This window comes from Parafrankia discariae (assembly GCF_000373365.1).
GTDB lineage: Bacteria > Actinomycetota > Actinomycetes > Frankiales > Frankiaceae > Parafrankia > Parafrankia discariae.
The window spans coordinates 306406-327855 of the sequence record NZ_KB891208.1; the positions used below are offsets into that span (position 1 = coordinate 306406).

General features: G+C 72.3%; 18 protein-coding genes and 1 tRNA gene. 9 read left to right on the forward strand and 10 right to left on the reverse strand.

Annotation, left to right across the window (positions count from 1 at the left end; genetic code table 11):
* The first annotated feature begins 50 nt into the window (after positions 1-50).
* The 3 genes from B056_RS0112755 (at position 51) to B056_RS0112765 (ending at position 2087) form a co-directional block, all read left to right on the forward strand.
* Positions 51-521, forward strand: coding sequence for a molybdenum cofactor biosynthesis protein MoaE (locus tag B056_RS0112755; RefSeq protein ID WP_026239640.1), 471 nt, complete (start codon positions 51-53; stop codon positions 519-521).
* Between the two features lie 61 nt (positions 522-582).
* Positions 583-921 carry a hypothetical protein gene (locus B056_RS0112760; RefSeq protein WP_018502255.1) on the forward strand — a complete coding sequence of 113 codons (339 nt, stop codon included), beginning with the start codon at positions 583-585 and terminating at the stop codon, positions 919-921.
* 119 nt (positions 922-1040) lie between these two features.
* Complete coding sequence (locus B056_RS0112765; RefSeq protein WP_018502256.1) at positions 1041-2087, forward strand: YlbL family protein; 1047 nt, start codon at positions 1041-1043, stop codon at positions 2085-2087.
* A gap of 115 nt (positions 2088-2202) precedes the next feature.
* On the opposite strand, the gene B056_RS0112770 is transcribed toward B056_RS0112765, so the two are convergent.
* Positions 2203-2709 (reverse strand): PPA1309 family protein, encoded by a 507-nt coding sequence (locus tag B056_RS0112770; protein WP_018502257.1) that lies wholly within the window; start codon positions 2707-2709, stop codon positions 2203-2205.
* A gap of 93 nt (positions 2710-2802) precedes the next feature.
* Between B056_RS0112770 and B056_RS0112775 the strand changes: the two genes are divergently transcribed.
* Entirely contained in the window at positions 2803-5913 is a 3111-nt protein-coding gene (locus B056_RS0112775; protein ID WP_026239641.1) for a UPF0182 family membrane protein, read from the forward strand.
* A 112-nt stretch (positions 5914-6025) separates the two neighbouring features.
* Positions 6026-6099: transfer RNA gene (locus tag B056_RS0112780), tRNA-Met, on the forward strand.
* 228 nt (positions 6100-6327) lie between these two features.
* Here the strand turns inward: B056_RS0112780 and B056_RS0112785 are convergent.
* From B056_RS0112785 to B056_RS0112795, 3 genes are all read right to left on the reverse strand, one after another.
* Positions 6328-8235 carry an ABC transporter ATP-binding protein gene (locus B056_RS0112785; RefSeq protein ID WP_018502259.1) on the reverse strand — a complete coding sequence of 636 codons (1908 nt, stop codon included), beginning with the start codon at positions 8233-8235 and terminating at the stop codon, positions 6328-6330.
* A 99-nt stretch (positions 8236-8334) separates the two neighbouring features.
* Entirely contained in the window at positions 8335-8601 is a 267-nt protein-coding gene (locus tag B056_RS0112790; protein WP_018502260.1) for a DUF6907 domain-containing protein, read from the reverse strand.
* Positions 8602-8713: 112 nt separating this feature from the next.
* On the reverse strand, positions 8714-9202 hold the full coding sequence (locus B056_RS0112795; protein WP_018502261.1) for an Lrp/AsnC family transcriptional regulator: 489 nt from the start codon (positions 9200-9202) through the stop codon (positions 8714-8716).
* A gap of 268 nt (positions 9203-9470) precedes the next feature.
* Between B056_RS0112795 and B056_RS0112800 the strand changes: the two genes are divergently transcribed.
* Positions 9471-10847, forward strand: a complete 1377-nt coding sequence (locus tag B056_RS0112800; protein WP_026239642.1) for an aspartate aminotransferase family protein — start codon at positions 9471-9473, stop codon at positions 10845-10847.
* Positions 10848-10950: 103 nt separating this feature from the next.
* On the opposite strand, the gene B056_RS0112805 is transcribed toward B056_RS0112800, so the two are convergent.
* Positions 10951-12270, reverse strand: a complete 1320-nt coding sequence (locus B056_RS0112805) for an NAD(P)/FAD-dependent oxidoreductase (RefSeq protein ID WP_154677000.1) — start codon at positions 12268-12270, stop codon at positions 10951-10953.
* Between the two features lie 463 nt (positions 12271-12733).
* Between B056_RS0112805 and B056_RS0112810 the strand changes: the two genes are divergently transcribed.
* From B056_RS0112810 to B056_RS0112820, 3 genes are all read left to right on the forward strand, one after another.
* Complete coding sequence (locus B056_RS0112810) at positions 12734-14263, forward strand: gamma-aminobutyraldehyde dehydrogenase (protein ID WP_018502264.1); 1530 nt, start codon at positions 12734-12736, stop codon at positions 14261-14263.
* A gap of 5 nt (positions 14264-14268) precedes the next feature.
* Positions 14269-15375 carry an alpha/beta fold hydrolase gene (locus B056_RS36300; protein WP_407672355.1) on the forward strand — a complete coding sequence of 369 codons (1107 nt, stop codon included), beginning with the start codon at positions 14269-14271 and terminating at the stop codon, positions 15373-15375.
* A gap of 605 nt (positions 15376-15980) precedes the next feature.
* Complete coding sequence (locus tag B056_RS0112820; RefSeq protein ID WP_018502267.1) at positions 15981-16124, forward strand: hypothetical protein; 144 nt, start codon at positions 15981-15983, stop codon at positions 16122-16124.
* A 414-nt stretch (positions 16125-16538) separates the two neighbouring features.
* Here the strand turns inward: B056_RS0112820 and B056_RS0112825 are convergent, their stop codons facing one another.
* From B056_RS0112825 to aroA, 5 genes are all read right to left on the reverse strand, one after another.
* Positions 16539-17282: a glycerophosphodiester phosphodiesterase gene (locus tag B056_RS0112825; RefSeq protein WP_018502268.1), complete on the reverse strand. Its 744-nt coding sequence runs from the start codon at positions 17280-17282 to the stop codon at positions 16539-16541.
* 36 nt (positions 17283-17318) lie between these two features.
* Positions 17319-18161 (reverse strand): histidinol-phosphatase, encoded by an 843-nt coding sequence (gene hisN / locus B056_RS0112830; protein WP_018502269.1) that lies wholly within the window; start codon positions 18159-18161, stop codon positions 17319-17321.
* Between the two features lie 45 nt (positions 18162-18206).
* Complete coding sequence (locus B056_RS0112835; RefSeq protein WP_018502270.1) at positions 18207-18908, reverse strand: TetR/AcrR family transcriptional regulator; 702 nt, start codon at positions 18906-18908, stop codon at positions 18207-18209.
* 160 nt (positions 18909-19068) lie between these two features.
* Positions 19069-20076: a ribosome small subunit-dependent GTPase A gene (rsgA, locus tag B056_RS0112840; RefSeq protein ID WP_018502271.1), complete on the reverse strand. Its 1008-nt coding sequence runs from the start codon at positions 20074-20076 to the stop codon at positions 19069-19071.
* A gap of 16 nt (positions 20077-20092) precedes the next feature.
* Positions 20093-21439, reverse strand: a complete 1347-nt coding sequence (gene aroA / locus B056_RS0112845) for a 3-phosphoshikimate 1-carboxyvinyltransferase (protein ID WP_018502272.1) — start codon at positions 21437-21439, stop codon at positions 20093-20095.
* Positions 21440-21450: the final 11 nt, after the last annotated feature.

Consider the following 21450-nt stretch of genomic DNA (forward strand, 5'->3'; position numbering starts at 1 on the left):
TTTTCCGGCCGACCGGTGAAACGGAGTCGGCCGGGCGTTACCGTCGAGGGGTGGATGTGACCTGCTCGGATCCGGCGCCCGTTGTCGACGGTGTGGCCAGGGGTGTCGTCGTTCTTGCGGAGATGCGTGAATTGCCGCTCTCCGTCGACGAATGCCTGGCCGCCGTGCGCCGGCCGGAGGTCGGTGGAATCGGCCTCTTCGTCGGCACCGTACGAGATCACGACCACGGCAGGTCGGTGGCCGACCTCGAGTACAGCGCGCATCCCCGGGCTGCCGACGAGTTGGCCCGGGTGGCCGCTGATGTGGCTGCTGAGCTGGGCGTTCATGCCATAGCGGTGCTGCATCGGACCGGCCGGCTGGCGATCGGGGACATCGCGGTCGTCGTGGCCGTCGGCGCCGTGCACCGCGCGGAGGCGCTGACGGCCTGCCGACGCCTCATCGATGACGTGAAGGAACAGGTGCCCATCTGGAAGCGCCAGGCATTCGCCGACGGCGCGACAGAATGGGTAGGCGCCTGCTGAGCGGGGCACCTAGGATAGATATTGGTCATCTTCCTTCCCCCGTCTCGACGTCGAGGCCGCCATGTGGTTCCTGCTGATCCCACCTGCCGCGGTGCTCCTGGCTCTTGCCTGGTTCACCCTGCGCAGCCGACCCGACCGCACCTCCGAAGCCATGATCACCGTCGAGGGATACCGCCGGAGCATGGCTGCCCTCGCCCGCCCCATCCCGTCCGCGCGCGAGGTGACCACCGTCACGGTGTCACCCTCGGTGACCATGATGCCCGTCTCCGTCCCGTCGGCGCGGCCCGCCGGTAGTGAGCCCGACCCGACGGGCGGCGAGCCGGGCCTGGATCGCCACGATCCCCGGGGCGACCGAGATTCCCGAGATTCCCGAGATCTGGCCCGTCCGGCCGACGCCTGACGGCTCGTCCCGGCCGAGCGGCGCCCCGGTGTCGCCCGGCCGGGCCACGGGCGGGCCGATGGGCCGGTCGGTGGACGGTCATCCGAACTGCCAGCGGCGATCTACGTAGACTCACCGGCATGGGCCGCCGCGCGCAGACACTCTTCGTTGCGTCGGTGCTGACGCTGATGCTCGCCGTCGCGGGCCTGTGGCTACCGGTGCCCTTTGTGACATTCGCGCCTGGTCCGGTCACGGACACTCTCGGCAAGGTCGCCGGGGCACCGCTGATCGAGATCGACGGCCACGAGACCTTCCCGACGGCTGGCAGTCTCGAACTGACCACCGTCGAGGAGACGCCTCGGCTGAACCTGCTCGGTGCCCTGCAGGACTGGTTCGCCTCCGACCGGGCCGTCGTGCCCAGCGAGCTGGTTCGTCCGCCGGGCTCCAGCCAGGAGCAGATCCGGCAGGAGAACACCCAGGCGATGATCGACTCCCAGGACCAGGCGACCGCGGCCGCGCTGAGCGAGCTGGGTATCGCCCCGACCGGGACGGAGGTCGTCGTGCACGAGGTGCTGTCCGATTCGCCGGCCCAGGGCCTGCTGCGCGCCGGTGACGTCATCACCTCCGTCGGCGGCGTCGCCATCACCGGTCAGGACGGTCTACGGGAGCGGATCGGCCGGGTGAAGCCCGGTGAGGTGGTCGAGGTCGCCTACCGGCGGGACGGCGCCGCCGCCACCGCGCGGATCACCACCAGGCCGGCGACGGACGATCCGGCGCGGCCGATGATCGGGGTGACGACCACGGAGAAGCGGTCGTACCCGTTTACCGTCCGTATCCGGATCTCCGACATCGGCGGGCCCAGCGCCGGGCTGATGTTCGCGCTCGGCATCGTCGACCTGCTCACCCCCGGCGAGCTGACCGGCGGGAAGACGATCGCCGGCACGGGGACCATCGACGCCGCGGGCGAGGTCGGCCCGATCGGGGGCATCCAGCAGAAGATCCTCGGCGCGCGGCGGGCCGGTGCCTCGGTCTTCCTGGTACCGAAGGACAACTGCGCCGACGCCGTCCGGATGAACGCCGGCCTGCGGCTCGTCCAGGTGGAGGATCTGTCGGGCGCGTTGGACGCGCTCAACACCCTGCGGGACAAGCCCGACGCCGCCAACGTGCCAACCTGCTCCGCGGCGTAGCGCCGACGGCCGCGCGGCGGCATGCATGTGCGGGGGCCGAGCCGCCGTGCGGGAGCCGAGCCGTCGTGCGGGGGCGGGGCCCCCGCACGACGGCTTCCAGCTTCTCGGACCGGCCCTACCGGAAGGTCTCGAGCAGGCCGTCGACCAGGTTGTCGGCGAGGTCGGGGTCGATGACCAGCTCGTCGTCGCCGCGTACCCGCAGGCACGAGGCGTGCATGCCGGCGCGGGTCACCCCGACCGCGAGGCGGACGTCCTGGCGCTCGGGGTGGTTGGCCGCCCAGTGCTCGATGTCACGCTCGTCGTAGGGCACCTCGGCCTCGGCGCTGGGCGGCAGCACGACCAGCTCGGTGACGAGGACGCAGCCGAGAACCTCGGGCGGCCAGCCGATGCCGGACAGGACTTCGTCGAGGCGGCCGGCCGGGAGCGGTTCCTGCTCCACCGGCGTTAGGGATCCTGGCGGGGCATCGCCGATGTGGGGCGCGAGGCCCGGTTCGCGCATCAGCAGCTCGGAGGTGTCCGCGAGGGCGTAGACCTGGCTGGGCTGGTCCCAGCCCAGCTCGGCGACGTGGCGTTCGACCTCCAGGACGACGGAGGTCAACTCGGTGATGCTCGGACTGGTCACCGACCCATCCTCTCGGATCTAGCCACACTCGGCTGGCGTAGGTTGCCCTGAAGGCGGGCACTCGACCCGCGCCCGGAACGGACGGAGGAGCTTGTGGCAGGAACCAGTCGCAGACCGCTGCTGACACGCACACGCCTGCTCGTGCCGGTGCTGGTCATTCTGGTCCTGCTCGTCGTGTTTCTCGGCGTGTTCACTCGCCTGTACACAGATCTTCTGTTCTACCGTTCGGTGGACTTCAGCAGTGTCTTCGGCACCGTAGTATTCACGCGAATACTTCTGTTCGTGCTCTTCGGTGCGGTCATGGCAATCGCGGTGGGAACGAACATCGTACTCGCCTACAAGTTGCGGCCGCCTATCCGTCCTCTCTCGACCGAGCAGCAGAACCTCGAGCGGTACCGCGTGGCGATCGAACCGTACATGCTGCTCGTACTGCTGGCGGTCTCGACCCTGTTCGGGCTGATCGCCGGGCTGTCGGCGTCCGGGCGCTGGCAGACCTGGCTGCTGTGGATCAACAGTGAGCCGTTCGGCCAGACCGACGCCCAGTTCGGCCGGGACATCAGCTACTACACCTTCAGCTATCCGTTCCAGCGCTTCCTGCTCGCCTTCCTGCTCACCGCGGTCATGCTGTCCCTGCTGGTAGCGGTGCTCACGCACTACCTGTTCGGCGGAATCCGGCTGCAGTCCGCCGGCGAGCGGGTGGCCCCGGCGGCGAAGGCGCACATCTCCGTGCTGCTCGGGCTGGTCGCGCTGCTCAAGGCGTGGGCGTACTACCTGGACCGCTTCGGGCTGGTGTTCTCGGCCCGGGGTGTGTCGACCGGGGCGTCCTACACCGACGTCCACGCGGTACTGCCGGCGAAGCTCATCCTGCTGTTCATCTCGCTGGCCTGCGCCGTGCTGTTCATCTACAACATCTTCCAACGGGGCTGGACGCTGCCGGTCCTCGGCGCGGGCATCCTCGTGCTGTCCTCGGTGGTCATCGGCGGGATCTACCCGGCGATCGTGCAGCAGTTCCAGGTCCGGCCGAACGAGGCGTCGCGCGAGGAGCCCTACATCGCGCGCAACATCGCCGCGACCAGGTCCGCGTACGGCATCGAGGACGTACAACCGGTCGCCTATCCGGCGAGCACGGGTGCGACCGCGCGGCAGATAGCCGAGGACAAGGGCACCGTCCCGAACATCCGGCTGCTTGATCCGAGCAAGCTGTCGACCACGTTCCAGCAGCTCCAGCAGATCCGTGGTTACTACGGGTTCCCGCAGACCCTCGACGTCGACCGCTACACCACGACCACGGGCGGGAAGGACACGACCCGGGACTACGTGGTCTCGGTCCGTGAGCTCAACCAGGACGGCCTGGGTGAGGACCAGCGGAACTGGATCAACCAGCACCTGACCTACACCCACGGGCGGGGCTTCGTCGCGGCGCCGTCCAACACCGCCGACGAGGGCCGGCCCGCGTTCACCGAGCGCAACCTGCCGGAGACCGGCAACTTCGGGGTCACCGAGAGCCGGATCTACTTCGGCGAGATGTCCCCGGAGTACTCGATCGTCGGCACCCGCCAGGCGGAGATCGACGGCCCGGGGCCGAACGACACCCAGCTCACGACCAGCTACGACGGCGACGGCGGTGTCTCCATCGGCTCGACCTTCCGACAGGCGCTGTTCGCGCTGCGTTTCGGGGAGCCGAACATCCTGCTCTCCGGCGACATCACCGGCCAGTCGCGCATCCTCTACGAGCGCAACCCGCGGGACCGGGTCAGCAAGGTGGCCCCCTGGCTCACCCTGGACGGCGACCCCTACCCGGCGGTGGTCGACGGGCGGGTCACCTGGATCCTCGACGGCTACACCACCTCGGACGGCTACCCCTACTCGGCCCGGCGGACCTTCGGTGACGTCACCGCCGACGCCGTGACCACCCAGAGCCGCAACCGCACCCAGCAGCCCGAGAACCAGGTGAACTACATCCGGAACTCGGTGAAGGCGACCGTCGACGCCTACAACGGCACCGTGACCCTGTACGCCTGGGACGAGCAGGACCCGGTGCTGCGGACCTGGATGAAGGCGTTCCCCGACACGGTGCGCCCCAAGGCCGACATCCCGTCGGCGCTGATGGAGCACTTCCGCTACCCGGAGGACATGTTCAAGGTCCAGCGGGACCTGCTCGGGCAGTACCACGTGTCCAACCCGCGGGACTTCTACTCCCAGGAGGACTTCTGGGCGGTCTCCGACTCCCCGGACGACACCCGCGAGCCGCAGCCGCCGTTCTACGTCTACAGCCAGCTCCCCGGGCGCGACGAGCCGTCCTACAACCTGACCTCGCCGCTGATCTCGGCGCGATCGTCCAAGCTGGCGGCCTACATGGCCGTCTCGATGGATCCGGAGAACTACGGCCGGTTCACCCTGCTGCAACTGCCACCGGGTGACACGATCAACGGTCCGGTGCAGGTGCAGAACGCCATCGAGTCGAACGGTGACGTCGCCCGGCAGCTCAACCTCTGGCGCGGGGCGGGCTCGCAGACGATCGAGGGCAACCTGCTGACGCTGCCCGTGGCGGGTGGGCTGCTCTATGTGGAGCCCTACTACGTCCAGGCCCGCGGGTCGACGGGCTACCCGACCCTGCAGGGGGTCGCGGCGGCCTTCGGGGACCGTATCGGCTTCGGCTTCTCGCTCGCCGAGGCGCTCAACGACGTGTTCGGGGCCGGGGCCGGCGCGTCCGCGGCCGGGGCGGGCACCTCGGCCGCGCCGTCCACGGGCACCGAGCCGGAGGCGACGTCCCCGACACCGTCGAGCCCCGCGCCGTCGACACCGCCGGCCGGGGATCTGGCGGGCGCCGTCACCGAAGCCGAACGCGCCTACCAGGCGGGCCAGGAAGCGCTCGGGAAGAGTCCGCCGGACTTCGCCGCCTACGGCAGGGCCCAGACGGACCTCCAGGCGGCGCTGGACCGGCTGCGCCAGCTCTCACCGACGACCCCGGCGCCGCCGGCGGCGTCGTCGCCGGCGCCTTCGACGACGACGCCTTCGACGACGACGCCGGCCGCCGCCGGGCCGCCGGCCTCCGCCGCGCCCGCCTCGACGACCCGGGCGGCGCCGGCCGCCGCGGGCGGGCCGGGCGGGCGGGGGGCACCGGGCGTACCGGTGCGGCCGGCCCTCGCCGAGAGCCCACCGGCGGTCCGCCCGGTCGTCGCGCGGACCGCGGATCCCGGCTGAGCCGGGCCGGGCGCCCGGGAACCCCGGGCGCCCGGCGAACCGGCCGGAAAATCGGTCCCCGCTCATTTGACAGCCGGGCTCCGCGTCCCTGTATAGTAAAGACACACACCGACGCGGGGTGGAGCAGCTCGGTAGCTCGCTGGGCTCATAACCCAGAGGTCGCAGGTTCAAATCCTGCCCCCGCTACAAAGAAGAAATTCCCCCGAGAGAGTCACTCTCTCGGGGGAATTTCTTTATGTGGATAAATCCGGTCCCGAATCGGTCACATCGGTCGGCCATCGACCATCGGGCGAAATCTGGGACGTATCCCGCGCGGGACGTATCCCGTGGCGGCCGGCTGTCGCCGCCAGCGGTGATGGCCGGCGGATGACCGGCGGTCGCGCCCTGCCAGGGGGTCTAGTCGACCGCGACGGTCTAGTCGACCGCGACGAATCCGCCGCTCTGGCGGCGCCACAGCCGGTCGTAGCGCCCGCCCAACTCGAGCAGCGACTCATGGGTGCCCTGCTCGGCGATCCGCCCGCCGTCCAGGACGACGATCCGGTCCATGGTCAGCAGGGTCGACAGCCGGTGCGCGATGGCGATCACCGTCCGGGTCGCCCACAGGTCCTCCAGGGCGTCCTGGACGAGTCGCTCGCTCTCGCTGTCGAGCGCGCTGGTCGCCTCGTCCAGGACGAGGATGGGCGCGTCGCCGAGGAACGCCCGGGCCAGCGCGATCCGCTGGCGCTGCCCGGTCGAGAGCCGGATGCCCCGCTCACCGACCAGGGTGTCGTACCCCTGGGCGGTGCGGGTGACGAACTCGTGGGCGTGGGCTCGGCGCGCGGCCGCGACGACCTGCTCGTCGGTCACCCCGGCGGCGCTGCCGTAGACGATGTTGTCCCGGATCGAGCGGTGGAACAATGTCACGTCCTGCGGGACGTAGGAGATCAGGCCGGCCAGCTGGCGGTCGTCGATCGGGATGCCGTCCAGGGCCAGGGTTCCGGCTGGTAGCGGGTAGTAGCCGAGCAGGAGCTTGAGCAGGGTCGACTTCCCGCTGCCGCTCTGGCCGACGATCCCGATCTTCTCGTTCCGGGCGATCTCCAGGCTGATGCCGTCGAGCACCGCGTGCCCGGGGGCGTCCGGGTAGGCGAAACGCAGCTCGTGGATGCCGAGCGACCGGGTGTAGCCGACCGGAGATGGTTCGTGGACGTCGGGTCGTCCGTGGACGTCGGGTCGCTCCTGGGCGGCGGGCCGTCCAGGTGCGGTGGACTGTTGGCGCCGGGCCTCCCGGACGATGTCGCGGTCGCCGAACAGGTAGTGGTAGGCCTCCTCGACCCGGGCGAAGCGCAGGTTCAGCTGCGAGACCAGCCAGACTGTGTTCCAGATGTAGTCCGAGAAGACCGCGAGGGCGGCGAGGAAGGTGGTCAGCTGCGCCAGGGTGAGGTCCCCGGCCAGGAACAGGTGCAGGTTCAACAGGATCGTCCCGGGCCCGACCAGGTAGCGCACGACCAGGCTCATCGACGCGAAGTACACGACGTTCCACCGGAAGGACCCCGTCGCCGCCCGCAGGACGCCACGGCGCTCGGCGCGTACCCGCGCGGACTCGGCGTCCTCACGACCGAAGGACTTCACCGCGACGAAGTTCGCGATCACGTCGATGATCCGGCCGTCCAGGTCGGACGAGGTGTCGGCGGTGGCGCGCTCCTCGACGGCGACCCGCGAGACCGTCAGCCGTCCCAGCGCGAGCATCAGCAGCAGCGAGACGGTGAACGCGCAGCCGGTCGGGACGTTCACGGTGAACATGATCACCGCGAGCGCCGGCACCCGGACCACCTGCTCGCAGTATTCCCAGTACACCGCGTTCAGGAAGTCGCGGTACTCCCGGCCGAGCGTGCCGACGTAGCTGCTGATCTTGCCGGTGAAGGTGCCGACGAAGTACGGGTAGGGCTGGGCGATCACCTGGTCGAAGACGAGGTTCTCGTAGTCGTAGCCACGGGCGAGGATCAGCCGCACCCACAGCAGCTCACCGCTGCGCCAGGACAGGTCGTGGGTGATCCCGCAGCCGATCAGCAGTGCGGCGGCCTGGTAGGCGGCACCGGTGTCGACCGGGGTGGCGGCGAGCGCGGCCACGAACCGGCCCACGAAGATCGGTACGACGGCGAGCAGCGCGTTCGCGAGGATGAACACGCACAGCACCGCCGCCGCCCGCCAGCGGAAGGTCAGCAGGTGCGCGACGTAGGAGCGCAGGCCGGCGTGCCGACCGGAGCCGGCCGCCGGGGCCGGCCCGGCCACGGGGCTCGCCGCGGGTCCGGACGTGTCGGCCGCGGGTGAGGACGTGATCGTCACCCGGGCAGCGTGACAAGGACTTCCGTTCCTCGCACCTGAATTATCACCGGAACGCCTCGCCGGGTCCGGCGGCGCGGCGGTGCTGCGGACCGCCGCGGCTCAGCCCGTCGGGCGCTCCGGAGTGCGCCAGGGGCTGGCCGGCCGGAGCTGGTCGGCCGCCTGCAGCAGCGCCCGGGCGAGTGAGCGGGCCTCGTCGGGGTCGAGGTACGCCGCGGCCAGGCTGTCCAGCATGGGGGCGTCGACCCGCAGCAGGACGACCGGCGCGGCGCCGGTGCTCGCGGGGGGCTCCGGCCGGACGGTGATCTCCGCCTGCCCGATCTTCGTGATCAGGATGCCGTCCCGCGGGTCATGGTGGACGAGCGCCATGGTCTCCTCATCGATCGAGCCGGAATCAACCAGTCTTAGCGAGAGGTTGGACTCCTGTTGGCTCTTCATGGTTGCCCGCCGGCAAGTGTTGTCGTGACGCCGACGTTCTCGGTCATCGGGCGCCCCAGGTGTAGGTCTGTTTGACCAGTCGCAGGTAGACGAAGGTCTCCGTCTCCCTGACCTGCGGAAGTGCCCGGATGTGGTCGTTGATGAGCGACAGCAGGTGTTCGTCGTCCTCGGCCACGAGCTCGATCAGGATGTCGAACGTGCCCGCGGTGAGGACGACGTAGTCGACCTCCGGGAGCTGGGCGAGGGTCTCGGCCACCTGGCGGGTGTCCCCGGAGACGCGCACGCCGACCATCGCCTCGCGGCGGAAGCCGACGCGCAGCGGGTCCGTCACCGCGACGATCTGCATGATGCCGGCGTCGAGCAGGCGCTGCACGCGCTGGCGGACCGCCGCCTCCGACAGACCGACGGCCGTGGCCATCGCCGCGTAGGACCGGCGGCCGTCCTGCTGGAGCTGCTCGATGATCGCCTTGTTGATGTCGTCCAGCAGCGGTTCCGGCGTCTGGCGCTGAGCGGGCGACCTGCGTGACTGCACGCGACATCCTCCTGGATGTTTCGTCCGATGGACGCCGATCGTGGGGCAAGTACTCGCTGCGCGTCATCGTATGGGCGCGGGGGCGCTGGCCTGGATATGGCATTTCTACCCCTCCGTCTCAGCGGATTCCATCGCAAATGGCGCCCTGGGGCTACGCTTTCGATAGTCGAGAGCAAGGGAAGGTGCGGTGACGGTGTCCAACGCGACGACTGCGACGACCACGACTCCTGCTACTCGTGAGACTCCGGCGACTCCCCGTCCTGGTGATCTGCCGCGGACCGGGGCCGCCGGGCGGGTGGCCGACCTCCTCGAGCGGGAGGAACACGCGCTGCAGGCCCGCACGCCGGCGTCCGAGGCGATGCACACCCGCGCCCTGCGGACGATGACCGGCGGGGTCCCGTCCTCCTACCAGCTGCGTGACCCCTGGCCGATCTACCTCACGCACGGCCTCGGCTCACGGGTCTGGGACGTCGACGGCAACGAGTACTCCGACTTCCACAACGGGTACGGCTCGATGGTGCAGGGCCACGCCCACCCCGCGATCGTGCGCGCGGTGACCGAGCGGATGGCGCTCGGCTCGCACTTCGCCATGCCCACCGAGGACTCGGTGCTGGTCAGCGAGGAGCTGGCCCGCCGCTTCGGGCTGCCGCAGTGGCGCTACGTCAACTCCGGCTCCGAGGCGACCATGGACGCCATCCGCATCGCCCGCGGGGTGACCGGTCGGGACACCATCATCAAGATCTTCGGTTCGTACCACGGCCATCACGACTACGTGATGGTCTCGATCGGCACCCCCTACGGGGACATCGGGCCGGCGGACCACATGAACTCCCTGGCCTACGGGGCGGGCATCCCGCAGGCGGTGGTCGACCTGACGGTGCCGGTGCCGTTCAACGACGCGGCGGCGATGGAACGGCGGATCGTCGCGCTCGAGGCCGAGGGGCGCAGGCCCGCCTGCGTGATCATGGAGGCGGCGATGATGAATCTCGGCGTCGTCCTGCCCGAGCCGGGCTACCTGGCGGCCGTCCGGGAGATCACCCGCAGGCACGACATCGTGCTCATCTTCGACGAGGTCAAGACCGGGCTGTGCGTCGCGGCCGGCGGCGCCGTCGAACGGTTCGGGGTGCTGCCCGACATGGTCACCCTCGCCAAGGCGCTCGGCGGCGGGCTGCCGGCCGGCGCGATCGGCGCCACCGCGGACCTGATGGCCGCCGTCGCCGAGGACCGGGTGAAGCAGGTGGGGACGTTCAACGGCAACCCGCTGGTCATGGCGGCGGCGCGGGCCAGCCTCACCGAGGTCCTCACCCCGGACGCGTACGCCCACCTCGACCGCCTCAACGACCGCCTGGTGGACGGCTGCACCGCGATCCTGGCCCGGCACGGCCTCGCCGGCTACGCGGTCGGGATCAGCTCGAAGGGCTGCGTCCACTTCTCCGACGCCCCGATCCGGGACTACACGTCCTTCATGGCCCACCAGAACGCGGCCCTGCCGGAACTGGCCTGGCTCTACAACGCCAACCGGCAGGTGCTGATGGCACCCGGCCGGGAGGAGGAGTGGACGCTGTCCGTCCAGCACACCGACGCCGACGTCGACCGCTACCTGGCGAGCCTCGACGCGATGGCGGCCGACCTGGCCCGTGGCTGACCGGTCCTGTGCCCGGCCGGCGGTCAGGACCCGTCGGCGGTCAGGACCCGTCGGTTGTCCGGACCCTCGGTCGTCCGGGCCCGTCGGTGGTCGCCGTCGGTGGTCAGCGACCGCTGGTGAGGGCGGTCAGGGCCGAGCCGAGGCGGGACGGCCGTCCGGTGCGGTTCTCGCGGGCGTCGGCGGCGGACGCCAGCAGCGCGCCGCCGTTCACGCCCAGCCACCGCAGCGGCTCGGGCTCCCAGCGCCGTCCCGAGTGGCAGACCCAGGGCAGGCCGGTGCGCTCCGAGGTACGCCCGGTGATCAGCTCGGCGAGTGTCCGGCCGGCGAGGGCGCTCGCCGTCACCCCGTCGCCCACATACCCGCCCGCGTGGGCCAGCCCGGTCTCCCGGTCCAGGTGGACGGCGGGCGTCCAGTTCCGGGGAACTCCCAGCGGGCCGCCCCAGCGGTGCGTGATCCGGGCCGACGCGGCGGCCGGGAACAGCTCGCCGAGGGTGCGCCGCAGCTGGTCGAAGACGGCCGGTTCGACGTCGAAGGACGGCCGGACCCGCGAGCCGAAGTGGTAGGGCGCCCCGCGGCCGCCGAGCACGATCCGCCCGTCTGCCGTGCGCTGCGCGTAGATGGCCACATGACGGCCGTCGCCGACGGTGACCCGGCGCTCCCAGCCGATCTCGTCCCAGACCGCCGGCGGCAGCGGCTCGGTGGCGATCAGCAGCGAGTAGACGGGCACGAGCTCGCGGCGCAGGCCGGGCAGCGACGCGGTGTAGGCCTCCGTCGCGCGCACGATCGCGTCCGCCCGCACGACCCCGCCCTCCAGCACTACCCGGCCCGGGACGATCCGCCGGGCGCGGCTGCGCTCGAACAGGGTGACCCCGCGGCGCTCGACCGCGTCGGCGAGGCCCCGCGCGAGCCGGCCGGGGTGGAGCGCGGCGCAGTCGGGGTCCAGGACGCCGCCCTCGGCCCCGGCGACCCGCACCAGGCCCGCCACCGCGGCGGCGTCCAGCCAGGTGGGGCCGGCCTCGCGGCGCAGCCGGGCCGCCTGCGCCGGCGTGGTCGCCACGTTCAGGTAGCCGGCCTTCACGAAGTCGCAGTCGATGCCCTCCTCCCGGGCGACCGCGCCGACCTCGTCGACGGTCGCGGCGAGGGCGGGCCGCATCTGCCCGGCGAGGGCCGGGTTGGGGAACAGCGCCGAACACCAGCCGCCGTTGCGCCCGGAGGCGCCGAAGCCGGCCGTCTCCTTCTCCACCACGATCACCCGCAGCGCGGGATGGGTGCGGGCCAGGTAGTAGGCCGTCCACAGGCCGGTGTAACCGGCGCCGACGACGCAGACGTCGGCGGTGAGCGCGCCGCGGGCCCGTGGCCGGGGGCGGCGCGCCGCCCCGTCCAGGGTGTCCGTCCACAGCGACCAACCCGTCGGGCTGACCAGCGCCCGGCGCGTCGGCGCCGGCCGCTCACCACGCTCGGTGGCTCCGCCGCCGGCGGCCCGCGTGGCTCCGTCGGTGGCCTCCGTGACTTCGCCACCGGTGGCCCGCGTGGCTTCGCCAGTGGTCTCCGTGGCTTGGTCAGCCGTCTCCGTGGCCTCGTCGGCCGCTGCTCCGGTGTCGGTGTCGGTGTCGCGCACAGTGCCCGTCGCCTCCCGCTCCGCCGGAACGATCGTTCCGGCGTGATGACTGTGTCACCGGAACCGGGACCGGTCGGGCCCGGTGCACCAGGGTCGCATCCGGTCCGTCCAGGGCCCGCACGGCGGGTTACAGACGTCGCTTAAGCGGTCCTTTCTCAGAGTTTTCGGTTGTGTAAGAGCGAGTTGGACGCGCTATCGGTGGCACCAGGTTCGTGGAACCATCGTGTTCGCTGGGCAGGTGCTCGGACGACCGGAGGGAGCCGGACGCATGGAACGGATACCGATGGAACGGACATCCCTCGAACGGACGCTGAGCAATTTCGTCGGGGGGAAGCCGGCGCCGCCGCTGGACGGGCGGACGATGCCGGTGCTGAACCCCGCCACCGGGGAGGTCCTCGCGCACGCGCCGAGCTCCGGGCCGGCCGACGTGGACGCCGCCGTGCGGGCCGCCGGCGAGGCGTTCGAGGGCTGGCGGGACAGCACGCCGAGCGAGCGGTCCCGGGCCCTGCTCCGCCTCGCCGACGCCCTCGAGGAACGGGCGGCCGAGATCGCCGACGTGGAGTGCGCGAACACCGGCAAGCCGCGTCAGCTGACCCTCGACGAGGAGATCGCCCCGTCGGCCGACCAGCTCCGGTTCTTCGCCGGGGCGGCCCGGCTGCTGGAGGGCCGGTCCGCGGGGGAGTACCTGGCGGGCCACACCAGCTACGTCCGCCGTGAGCCGATCGGTGTCTGCGCGCAGGTGACCCCCTGGAACTACCCGCTGATGATGGCCGTGTGGAAGATCGCCCCGGCCCTGGCGGCCGGGAACACGGTCGTGCTCAAGCCCGCCGAGACCACGCCCGCCAGCTCGCTGCTCCTCGCCGAGATCGCGGCCGAGATCCTCCCGCCCGGTGTGCTCAACGTGATCTGTGGTGACCGGGACACCGGCCGGGCCCTCGTCGCCCATCCGGGTCCGGCGATGATCTCGGTGACGGGAAGCGTGCGCGCGGGCATGGAGGTCGCCCGCGGGGCGGCCGACTCGCTCAAGCGGGTGCACCTGGAGCTCGGGGGCAAGGCGCCGGTGATCGTCTTCGACGACGTCGACCCCGTCGCGGTCGCCGCGGAGATCGCCGGGGCGGCGTACTTCAACGCCGGCCAGGACTGCACGGCCGCGACCCGGGTGCTGGCCGGGCCCGGCATCGCCGGCGAGCTCGCCGACGCGCTCGCCGCGGCCGCCCGCGCCACCACGACCGGCCCGCCCGTCGCCGCCGAGACCGCCAAGGCCGACGGCGGCCGGACCGGGGCGGCCGGGGCCGGCGGCATCGGGGTCGGTGGCGCCGAGGCCGACTACGGCCCGCTGAACAGCGCCGGTCAGCTCAGCCGGGTCAGCGGGTTCGTCGAGCGCGCTCCCGGGCACGCCCGCCTGCTCGCGGGCGGGACGCCGGTGGACCGGCCCGGCTACTTCTACCCGGCCACCGTGCTCGCCGGCCTGCGTCAGGACGACGAGCTGATCCAGCAGGAGGTGTTCGGCCCGGTCGTCACCGTCCAGGAGTTCTCGGCCGAGGACGAGGCGGTCGCGTGGGCGAACGGGGTCGAGTACGGCCTCGCCTCCAGTGTGTGGACGCGTGACCACTCCCGCGCGATGCGGGTTGCGCGCCGCCTCGACTTCGGGTGCGTATGGGTCAACACGCACATTCCGATCGTTGCGGAGATGCCACATGGAGGATTCAAGAAGAGCGGTTACGGAAAGGACCTGTCGGTCTACGGGCTGGAGGACTACACCCGTATCAAGCACGTGATGCACAACATCGAGTTCTAGGGTCGGTGGCGGTGGCGGACGGCGAGCGAGCAACGGGGCGCGGGACCGGCGGCGACGGTGACGGCGGCGGCGGCGTCGAGGGCGGCGGCGCTGCCGGTCCCGCGGCGCCGGCCGGAGCCGAGGCCGGAGCCGAGGCCGAAACCGGTGCCGGTGCCGCGGTTCCGCGTGCTTCCGGTGGGTCGGCGCGGCAGCTGTCCACCCGGTTCGTGACGGTCCACGGCTACCGGCGGGCCTACCTGCGGGCCGGCCGTGGTCCGGCCCTGCTGCTGATCCATGGCATCGGCGACAATTCGGAGACCTGGCGGGACCTCATCCCGGAACTGGCGCGGGGCCGCACCGTCATCGCCCCGGACCTGCTGGGGCACGGCCGCTCCGACAAGCCCCGCGGCGACTATTCGGTCGCCGGCTACGCCTGCGGGATGCGCGACCTGCTGACCGTCCTGGGCGTGGAGCGGGCGACCGTCGTGGGCCACTCGCTCGGCGGAGGAGTGGCGATGCAGTTCGCCTACCAGTTCCCCGAGCGGTGCGAGCGGCTCGTCCTGGTGTCGACGGGGGGTGTCGGCTCGGACCTGCACCCGGTGCTGCGGGCGGCGACGGTGCCGGGTTCGGGCCACGCGCTGTCGCTGCTGGCCAGCGCGCCCGTGCGCCGCGTCGGCTGGGCGGTCACCCGCGCGCTGCGCCTGCTGCACACCGACATCGGCCGGGACGCGGACGACCTGATGCGGGTGTTCGCCTCCCTGGACGTCCCCACGGCCCGGCAGGCCTTCCTGCGCACCCTGCGTTCGGCGGTGGACGGCCACGGCCAGGCGATCACGATGCTGGACCGGTGCTACCTGGCGGCCGGAATGCCCTCGCTGATCGTGTGGGGGGAGCACGACGCGGCGATCCCGGTGGAACACGCGAGGATCGCGCACGAGGCGATGCCGGGCAGCCGGCTGGAGATCTTCCCGGACGCGGGCCATTTCCCCCACCACGCGGATCCGGAGCGATTCCGGGCCGTTCTCGAGGATTTCCTGGCCACCACCAGACCGGCCAGCCACTCGGCCCGCCAGTGGCGCACCCTGCTGCGTTCCCACGGCGCCGCGGCGCCGGAGCCGGCGGCGGACGACTGATCCGGCGCCGATCGGCCGGGCCGGCGATCGCATGGTCCCGCGGCGCCGGATGAAGGGATACCGCCACGGGTGACCTCCGCCGCCCGGGCCGGCGTGATCCGGACGGTACGGTTTGGGGGACCCGTCCTGGAGAACTGTTCAGGAGAGTCGTCCGGGCTGGCTTGTCCGGGCGCGCACGGCCGGTCTCGGCGCGGGCGTGCCCGCGCTCGTCCGTTCGTTGCGAGCGCTGGACATTACCGGACAAGAACCGGTCGGACAAGTACCGGTCGGACAAGTTAAGTGGACATGTCCATCGGACATCTCGGCGTCGTGGAGTCGTCGGGTCAACAGTTGTCTCACCGCGGTGTTGTCCACGCGGCCCGGCGCGCAGCGTCAGGTGTCGGGTGAGCGTCGATGATGGGGTCGGGCCGTGGTCCGACGGTGTCCGGTCGACGGGTTGCGCATTACTCTGGCGTGGTCTCTATCGCGAAGTTCATGGAGCGGGAAGGCGAGTATCTGGCTTATCCTTGGTCTGTAACGCTAATGCCCACCATAACTTCGGAGGTCGACCGTTGGCACGCCGTGCGCGACTGAGCTGGCCGCAGGAACATCATCAGGCAAGTGAGGTGGTCGTCCGCAGGGTCGACCCCGGCCGGGGCTGGACCCTCGAACAGGCCCGTGACCTCGTAGAGCAGGGCTACTCCGTCGAGAACGTCGCGGAACGCACCGGCTTTCCCGCGAAGATGCTCAAAGTCGCCGTCAAAGACTGACCGTTCGCCCATGCCCGTGCCCGTGAAGTCGCGGACCAGGCCGGCGGTCGTGGCCGTGTGCGCCAGGGCCGTGCGGTCTCGGCTGTAGTGCGGGGCGTGTGGTGCTGGTCGCCGTCGGTGTCATGAATACGTCCCTGGGGGCCCGTCCGCCCGTGGCCCTTCGTCTAGATGTCCTTGACATGTGGTCTTCGAGGTGGGGGATCCATCGCGAGTACCTCGTCGAATTCGACCGGTCAGGTCAATCGTTCTGGTAGTGAGACGGCTACATTCGGCCTGGCCCGCCTCAATCGGGTGACCCATTGCTCGCGCGTGTGGGGTCATGAGGTATTGCGGGTGAGCACTTCCAGGTGATCGGGCCGGCTCCGGCTCATCAGGCCCGGCTGTCCCGGGTTCTTCCGCTGAGCCCGCCGCCGGCTAGTCGTCGCCGATCGCGGACCGGGTGTGCCCGACGGTGACATCGACCAACCGCCCGAGATGATCCGAGTACACGGCGTCGAGGCGGTAACCGCGCAGCCGGCGCAGTGTCGCCGTCGACTGGGCGTCCCAGCCGAACGCCGCGATACCGGCGGCGTGCAGCTCGTCCACCATCGCCGCCCGCGGTGGTGTCCACTCCCGCGTGCGCAGGTTCAGGGCGTCGACGCCCGCCGCGCGCAGGATGCCCGCGTAGGCGGCGGCGCCGCCGTTACGGTCCACGTTCGCCACTGTGGTGGAATTCACCAGCCTGACGTCACTGTCGGCCTGCCGCCACCCGTCCAGGTCGGGAAACGAGCCACACAGCCACAGCCGGGCGGCGGCCCTGGTGCCACCCGCCGCCCGGGTGACCGCGAGGACGGCGCCCGCCGCGTCCGCCGCGGACATGTGGTCGGGCCGGCCCTTCAGATCGAGGCTGAGATCGAAATCCCAGCCCAGATCGTCGTAGAAGCCCGCCAGGGTCGGCAGCCACCCGGGGAGGTCGGCGCCGCGCAGCTCACCCAGCCGCCGCCGGCGGCCGGGCGGGCCCAGCGTGCCGTCATGGCGCAGGACGGGGATTCCGTCCGCGGTGAGCCAGACGTCCGACTCCAGTCCGTTGGCGCCCCCCGCCAGCGCGCGGCGGAAGGCGGGCAGCCGGTTCTCCCGCTGGAACAGGGCCGGCGCGCCGCGGTGCGCGAAACCGATCACGCGAAACCGATCATCGTGGGACGGCTGCCGTCGGGGTCAGTCCCGGAAGTGGCTCAGAGCGACGTCGTGCAGGTGCCCGTTGGTCGTGAGGATCGTGCCCCAGCCGGGCCCGCGGCGCCCGCGCAGGTCGGTGAACCGGCCGCCGGCCTCCTCGACGATGACCTGCAGGGCGGCGAGGTCCCACAGGGAGACCTCCGGCTCGCAGGCGAGGTCGACGGCGCCCTCGGCGACCATCATGTGCGACCAGAAGTCGCCGTAGGCGCGGCTGCGCCAGATCTGCTCGGCCAGGCTCAGGAACTGGGGCAGCCGGTCGGCGGTGCGCCATCCCTCGAGCGAGGCGAACGAGAGGAAGGCGTCCGACAGCCGGGCGACGGAGGAGACCTGCAGCGATCGGGTGTCGCCCGTGGCGTCCCGGGTGAACGCCCCGGTGCCGCGGGCGGCCCACCAGCGGCGGCTCATGGCCGGGGCGCTCGCCACCCCGACGACCATCTCGCCGTCCACCTCGAGGCCGAGCAGGGTGCCCCAGACGGGGACGCCCCGGACGAAGTTCTTGGTGCCGTCGACCGGGTCGAGGATCCAGCGCCGGCGGGTGTTCTCGCCGACGAGGCCCTCCTCCTCGCCGAGGACCCCGTCACCGGGGCGCGCGGTGGCGAGCCGTTCCCTGATCATGGACTCGACGGCGGTGTCCGCGTCCGAGACCGGTGTGTTGTCGGGCTTCGACTCGACGTGGAGGTCCACCGCCTGGAAGCGGGAGAGGGTGATCCGGTCGGCGGCGTCGGCGAGGCTCAGAGCGAGTGCGAGGTCGTCGGCGAGCCAGCCGGTGGGGTCGACCGCCCCGACCGGGTTGGCGCTGACGGGGCTCGGGTTTGGCGGGGTCACGAGGGAAGACTACGAGTTTCGGCGTCGAGGGAACGGGCGCGGTGGTCACCGGACGTCGGCCCGGATCCGCCCGCCCGGCGCGGCGGCTTCGGCCGGCTCCGCCGGTGCCCGCCCGTAGAGCGCCTGCGACCAGACCACGGTGAGGGTACGGATGACCTCGGCGGGATCTGCCTGGGGGTGGTGGCCCAGTGTTTCGCGCAGGTAAGCATCGGTCATCGCCATCAGCGCCCGCGCGCTCTGCGGGTGCTGGTCGGGGCGCACCCGCCCACGCGCCTGCTCCCGGCCGAGCCGCTCGGTCACCGCTGTGACAAATCCCTCGACCGCCGCCCTCCGGTACCCGGCGGCGAGCTCCGGATCGCGCACCGCGGCCTGCGCGATGACCCGCAGCACGAACCCGTGGCGCAGGTGCACGCCGACGATGGTCCGGGCGGAGCGCACGCAGTCCTCGACCGGGTCGCCGTTGCCGTCGAACCAGCCGGCGGACGCCACCGACAGCTCGCCCTCGATCTCGCGCAGCAGCCGGCGCAGCAGGTCGGGGACGTCCCGGAAGTAGGCGTAGAACGCCGAGCGGCCGAGACCGGTGCGGCTCATCAGCGCCGCGACGGTCAGCGGGCCCGGCTCGTCCGAGCCGATCATCTCGATCGCGGCCTGGAGGATCTCACGCTCGGCCTCCACCGGTTGCCGGCGTCGGCGCCGGGCCACCCGGGCGAACTCGTCCGCCCGCGGCGCCGTTCCTTGATCGGTCACAGGCCGAGACTAGGTGCGGCACAGCCATGATCAGCCCGCGCCGGGCAGGCTTTGTCGAGCACATGGCTGGCCGGAGCCCTGCGGGGCCGCTCGCTGTGCTGCGACGCCGACGGTTGTGCGACCGGCGGCCCGGGGACTCGGCGGCCCGGGTGCCGCGCGGTCAGGCGGGTGTCGCGCGGGCCGCCAGCAGGCGGCGCAGGCTCGCCACCCGCGCGGGGTCGGCCCGCCCCTGCCGGACGGCCTCGTCGAGCCCGCAGTCCGGCGCGGTGAGGTGGTCGCAGCCGGGCTCGCAGTCGGCGGTCGCGGCCGCGAGGTCGTCGAAGGCCGTCAGCACCCGTTCGAGCTGGACGGCGCCCAGCCCGAACGAACGGATCCCCGGGGTGTCGACGACGGTCCCGCCGTCCGGCAGGGCCAGCGCGACGGCGGCCGAGGAGGTGTGCCGGCCCCGGCCGGTAACCGCGTTGACCACCCCGATGGCCCGGTCGGCGTCCGGGACCAGGCGGTTCACCAACGTCGACTTGCCGACTCCGCTGTGCCCGAAGAACACGCTGGTCGTGTCACGCAGCAGCGCCTGGAGCGGGTCGAGGGCGCCGTCCGGGCGGGTGGCGACCACCGGCAGCCCGAGCGGCTCGTAGGACGCCCGCACCGGGGCCGGGTCGGCGAGGTCCGCCTTGGTCAGGCACAGGACCGGGGTCAGCCCACCGTCGTAGGCGGCCACCAGGCACCGGTCGATCAGCCCGGTGCGCGGCGGCGGGTCGGTCAACGCGCAGACGATGACCAGCAGGTCGGCGTTGGCGACGATCGGCCGCTCCACCGGGTCGGAGTCGTCGGCGGTGCGCCGCAGCAGGCTGGTCCGCTCGTCGCGGCGCACGATCCGCGCCAGCGAGCCGGCGCTGCCCGAGAGATCCCCGACCAGCTCGACCCGGTCGCCGACCACGACGGACGTCCGCCGCATCGAACCGCCGCGCACCGCGGCCACCAGGCCGGTCAGGCCGGTCACGTCGGCCTGGCCGCGCCGGCCGGCCGGCGCGGTCTCCGGGCGGCAGGTGTAGCGGCCGCGGTCGACCGCGACGACCACGGCGCGGGCCGCGTCCGCGTGCTCGGGGCGGGTCCGGGTGCGAGGCCGGGAGCCCCGGCCGGGGCGGGTGCGGACGTCGTCCTCGTCCATCTCGCGTGCCACGGTGTCAGCCGGCCAGCATCGTCGCCCACATCCGCGCGAAGTCCGGGACCGTCTTCCCGGTCGTGGCGATGTCGTCGACGGTGACGCCGGGCACCGCCAGGCCGACCACGGCGTAGGTCATCGCGAGGCGGTGGTCCGCGTGCGGGTCGAGCCGGGCGCCGTGCAGCGGCACCGGGGTGATCGCCAGGCCGTCGTCGGTGACGGTGACGCGCGCGCCGAGCCGGCCGAGCTCGCCCGCCAGCGCGGCGAGCCGGTCGGTCTCCTGCAGCCGCAGGTGGGCGATGCCCCGCAGTCGGGACGGGGAGTCCGCCAGCACGGCCAGCCCGGTCAGCACCGGGGCTGCCTCGCCGAAGTCGGAGAGGTCGACGTCGATGCCGGTGATCCGCCCGCCGCCGGTGACGCGCAGGCCGTCGGGCACCAGCTCCGCCCGGCAGCCCATGGCCACCAGCAGGTCCGGCAGCATCCGGCCGGGCTGCTCGGTGGCCGCCGGCCAGCCGGTGATCGTCACCTCGCCGCCGGTCACCGCCGCGGCGGCCACGAAGGCGGCGGCGCTGTTCAGGTCGGGCTCGATCACCCGGTCCAGCGGCCGCGGCCCGCCGGGTTCGACCCGCCAGCGCCGGGTCGAGGCGGCCGGGGTGGCCCCGGCGCGCAGCAGGTCAGCGGTCGGGTCGTCGACGTCGACGACCACCCCGGCCGCCCGCAGGTCGGCGACCGTCATGTCGAGGTACGGCCCGGACGGCAGGCGGTGGCCGGCGTGGGTCACGGTCGCGCCGCGCTCGAACCGGGCGGCGGCGAGCAGCAGGCCGGAGACGAGCTGGCTGGAGTCGGACGCGTCGACCGTCACCGCCCCGCCGGGGACCGCCCCGGTGCCGCGCACGGTGAAGGGCATCCGGTCGCCGTCGATGTGCGCGCCCAGCTCACGCAGCGCCCGCAGCAGCGGGGTGAGCGGGCGGTCCCGCATCCGGGGGTCGCCGTCGAAGCGGACGTCCCCGCGGGCCAACGTCGCCAGCGCGGGGGTGAAGCGGGCGACCGTCCCCGCGTTGCCGCAGTCGATCGTGGCCGTGCCCCGCGCCGCGCCGACCGGGCCGGTGACGACGATCTCGGCGTCGCCCTGGTCCGCCCCCGGCCCGCTCTCCTCGGTCACCGTCGCGCCGAGCTCACGCAGGGCGGCGGCCATCAGGACGGTGTCCCGGGAGCGCAGCGCCCCGCGCAGGCGGGAGACCCCGTCGGCGGCCGCGGCCAGTACGAGCGCCCGGTTGGTGCCGGACTTCGAACCCGGCACGGTGACGGTCGCCCGGACCGGACCGGTCGCGACCGGAGCCGACCACGGGTCGTCCGCCCCGGGCTGCACTTCGGTGATGG

Bases quoted from the DNA above. Each gene is read 5' to 3' on its own strand.
- rsgA (WP_018502271.1), bottom strand. From the start codon at position 20,076: ATGGACGAGGACGACGTCCGCACCCGCCCCGGCCGGGGCTCCCGGCCT.
- B056_RS0112760 (WP_018502255.1), top strand. From the start codon at position 583: ATGTGGTTCCTGCTGATCCCACCTGCCGCGGTGCTCCTGGCTCTTGCC.
- B056_RS0112790 (WP_018502260.1), bottom strand. From the start codon at position 8,601: ATGGCGCTCGTCCACCATGACCCGCGGGACGGCATCCTGATCACGAAG.
- B056_RS0112810 (WP_018502264.1), top strand. From the start codon at position 12,734: ATGGAACGGATACCGATGGAACGGACATCCCTCGAACGGACGCTGAGC.
- B056_RS0112765 (WP_018502256.1), top strand. From the start codon at position 1,041: ATGGGCCGCCGCGCGCAGACACTCTTCGTTGCGTCGGTGCTGACGCTG.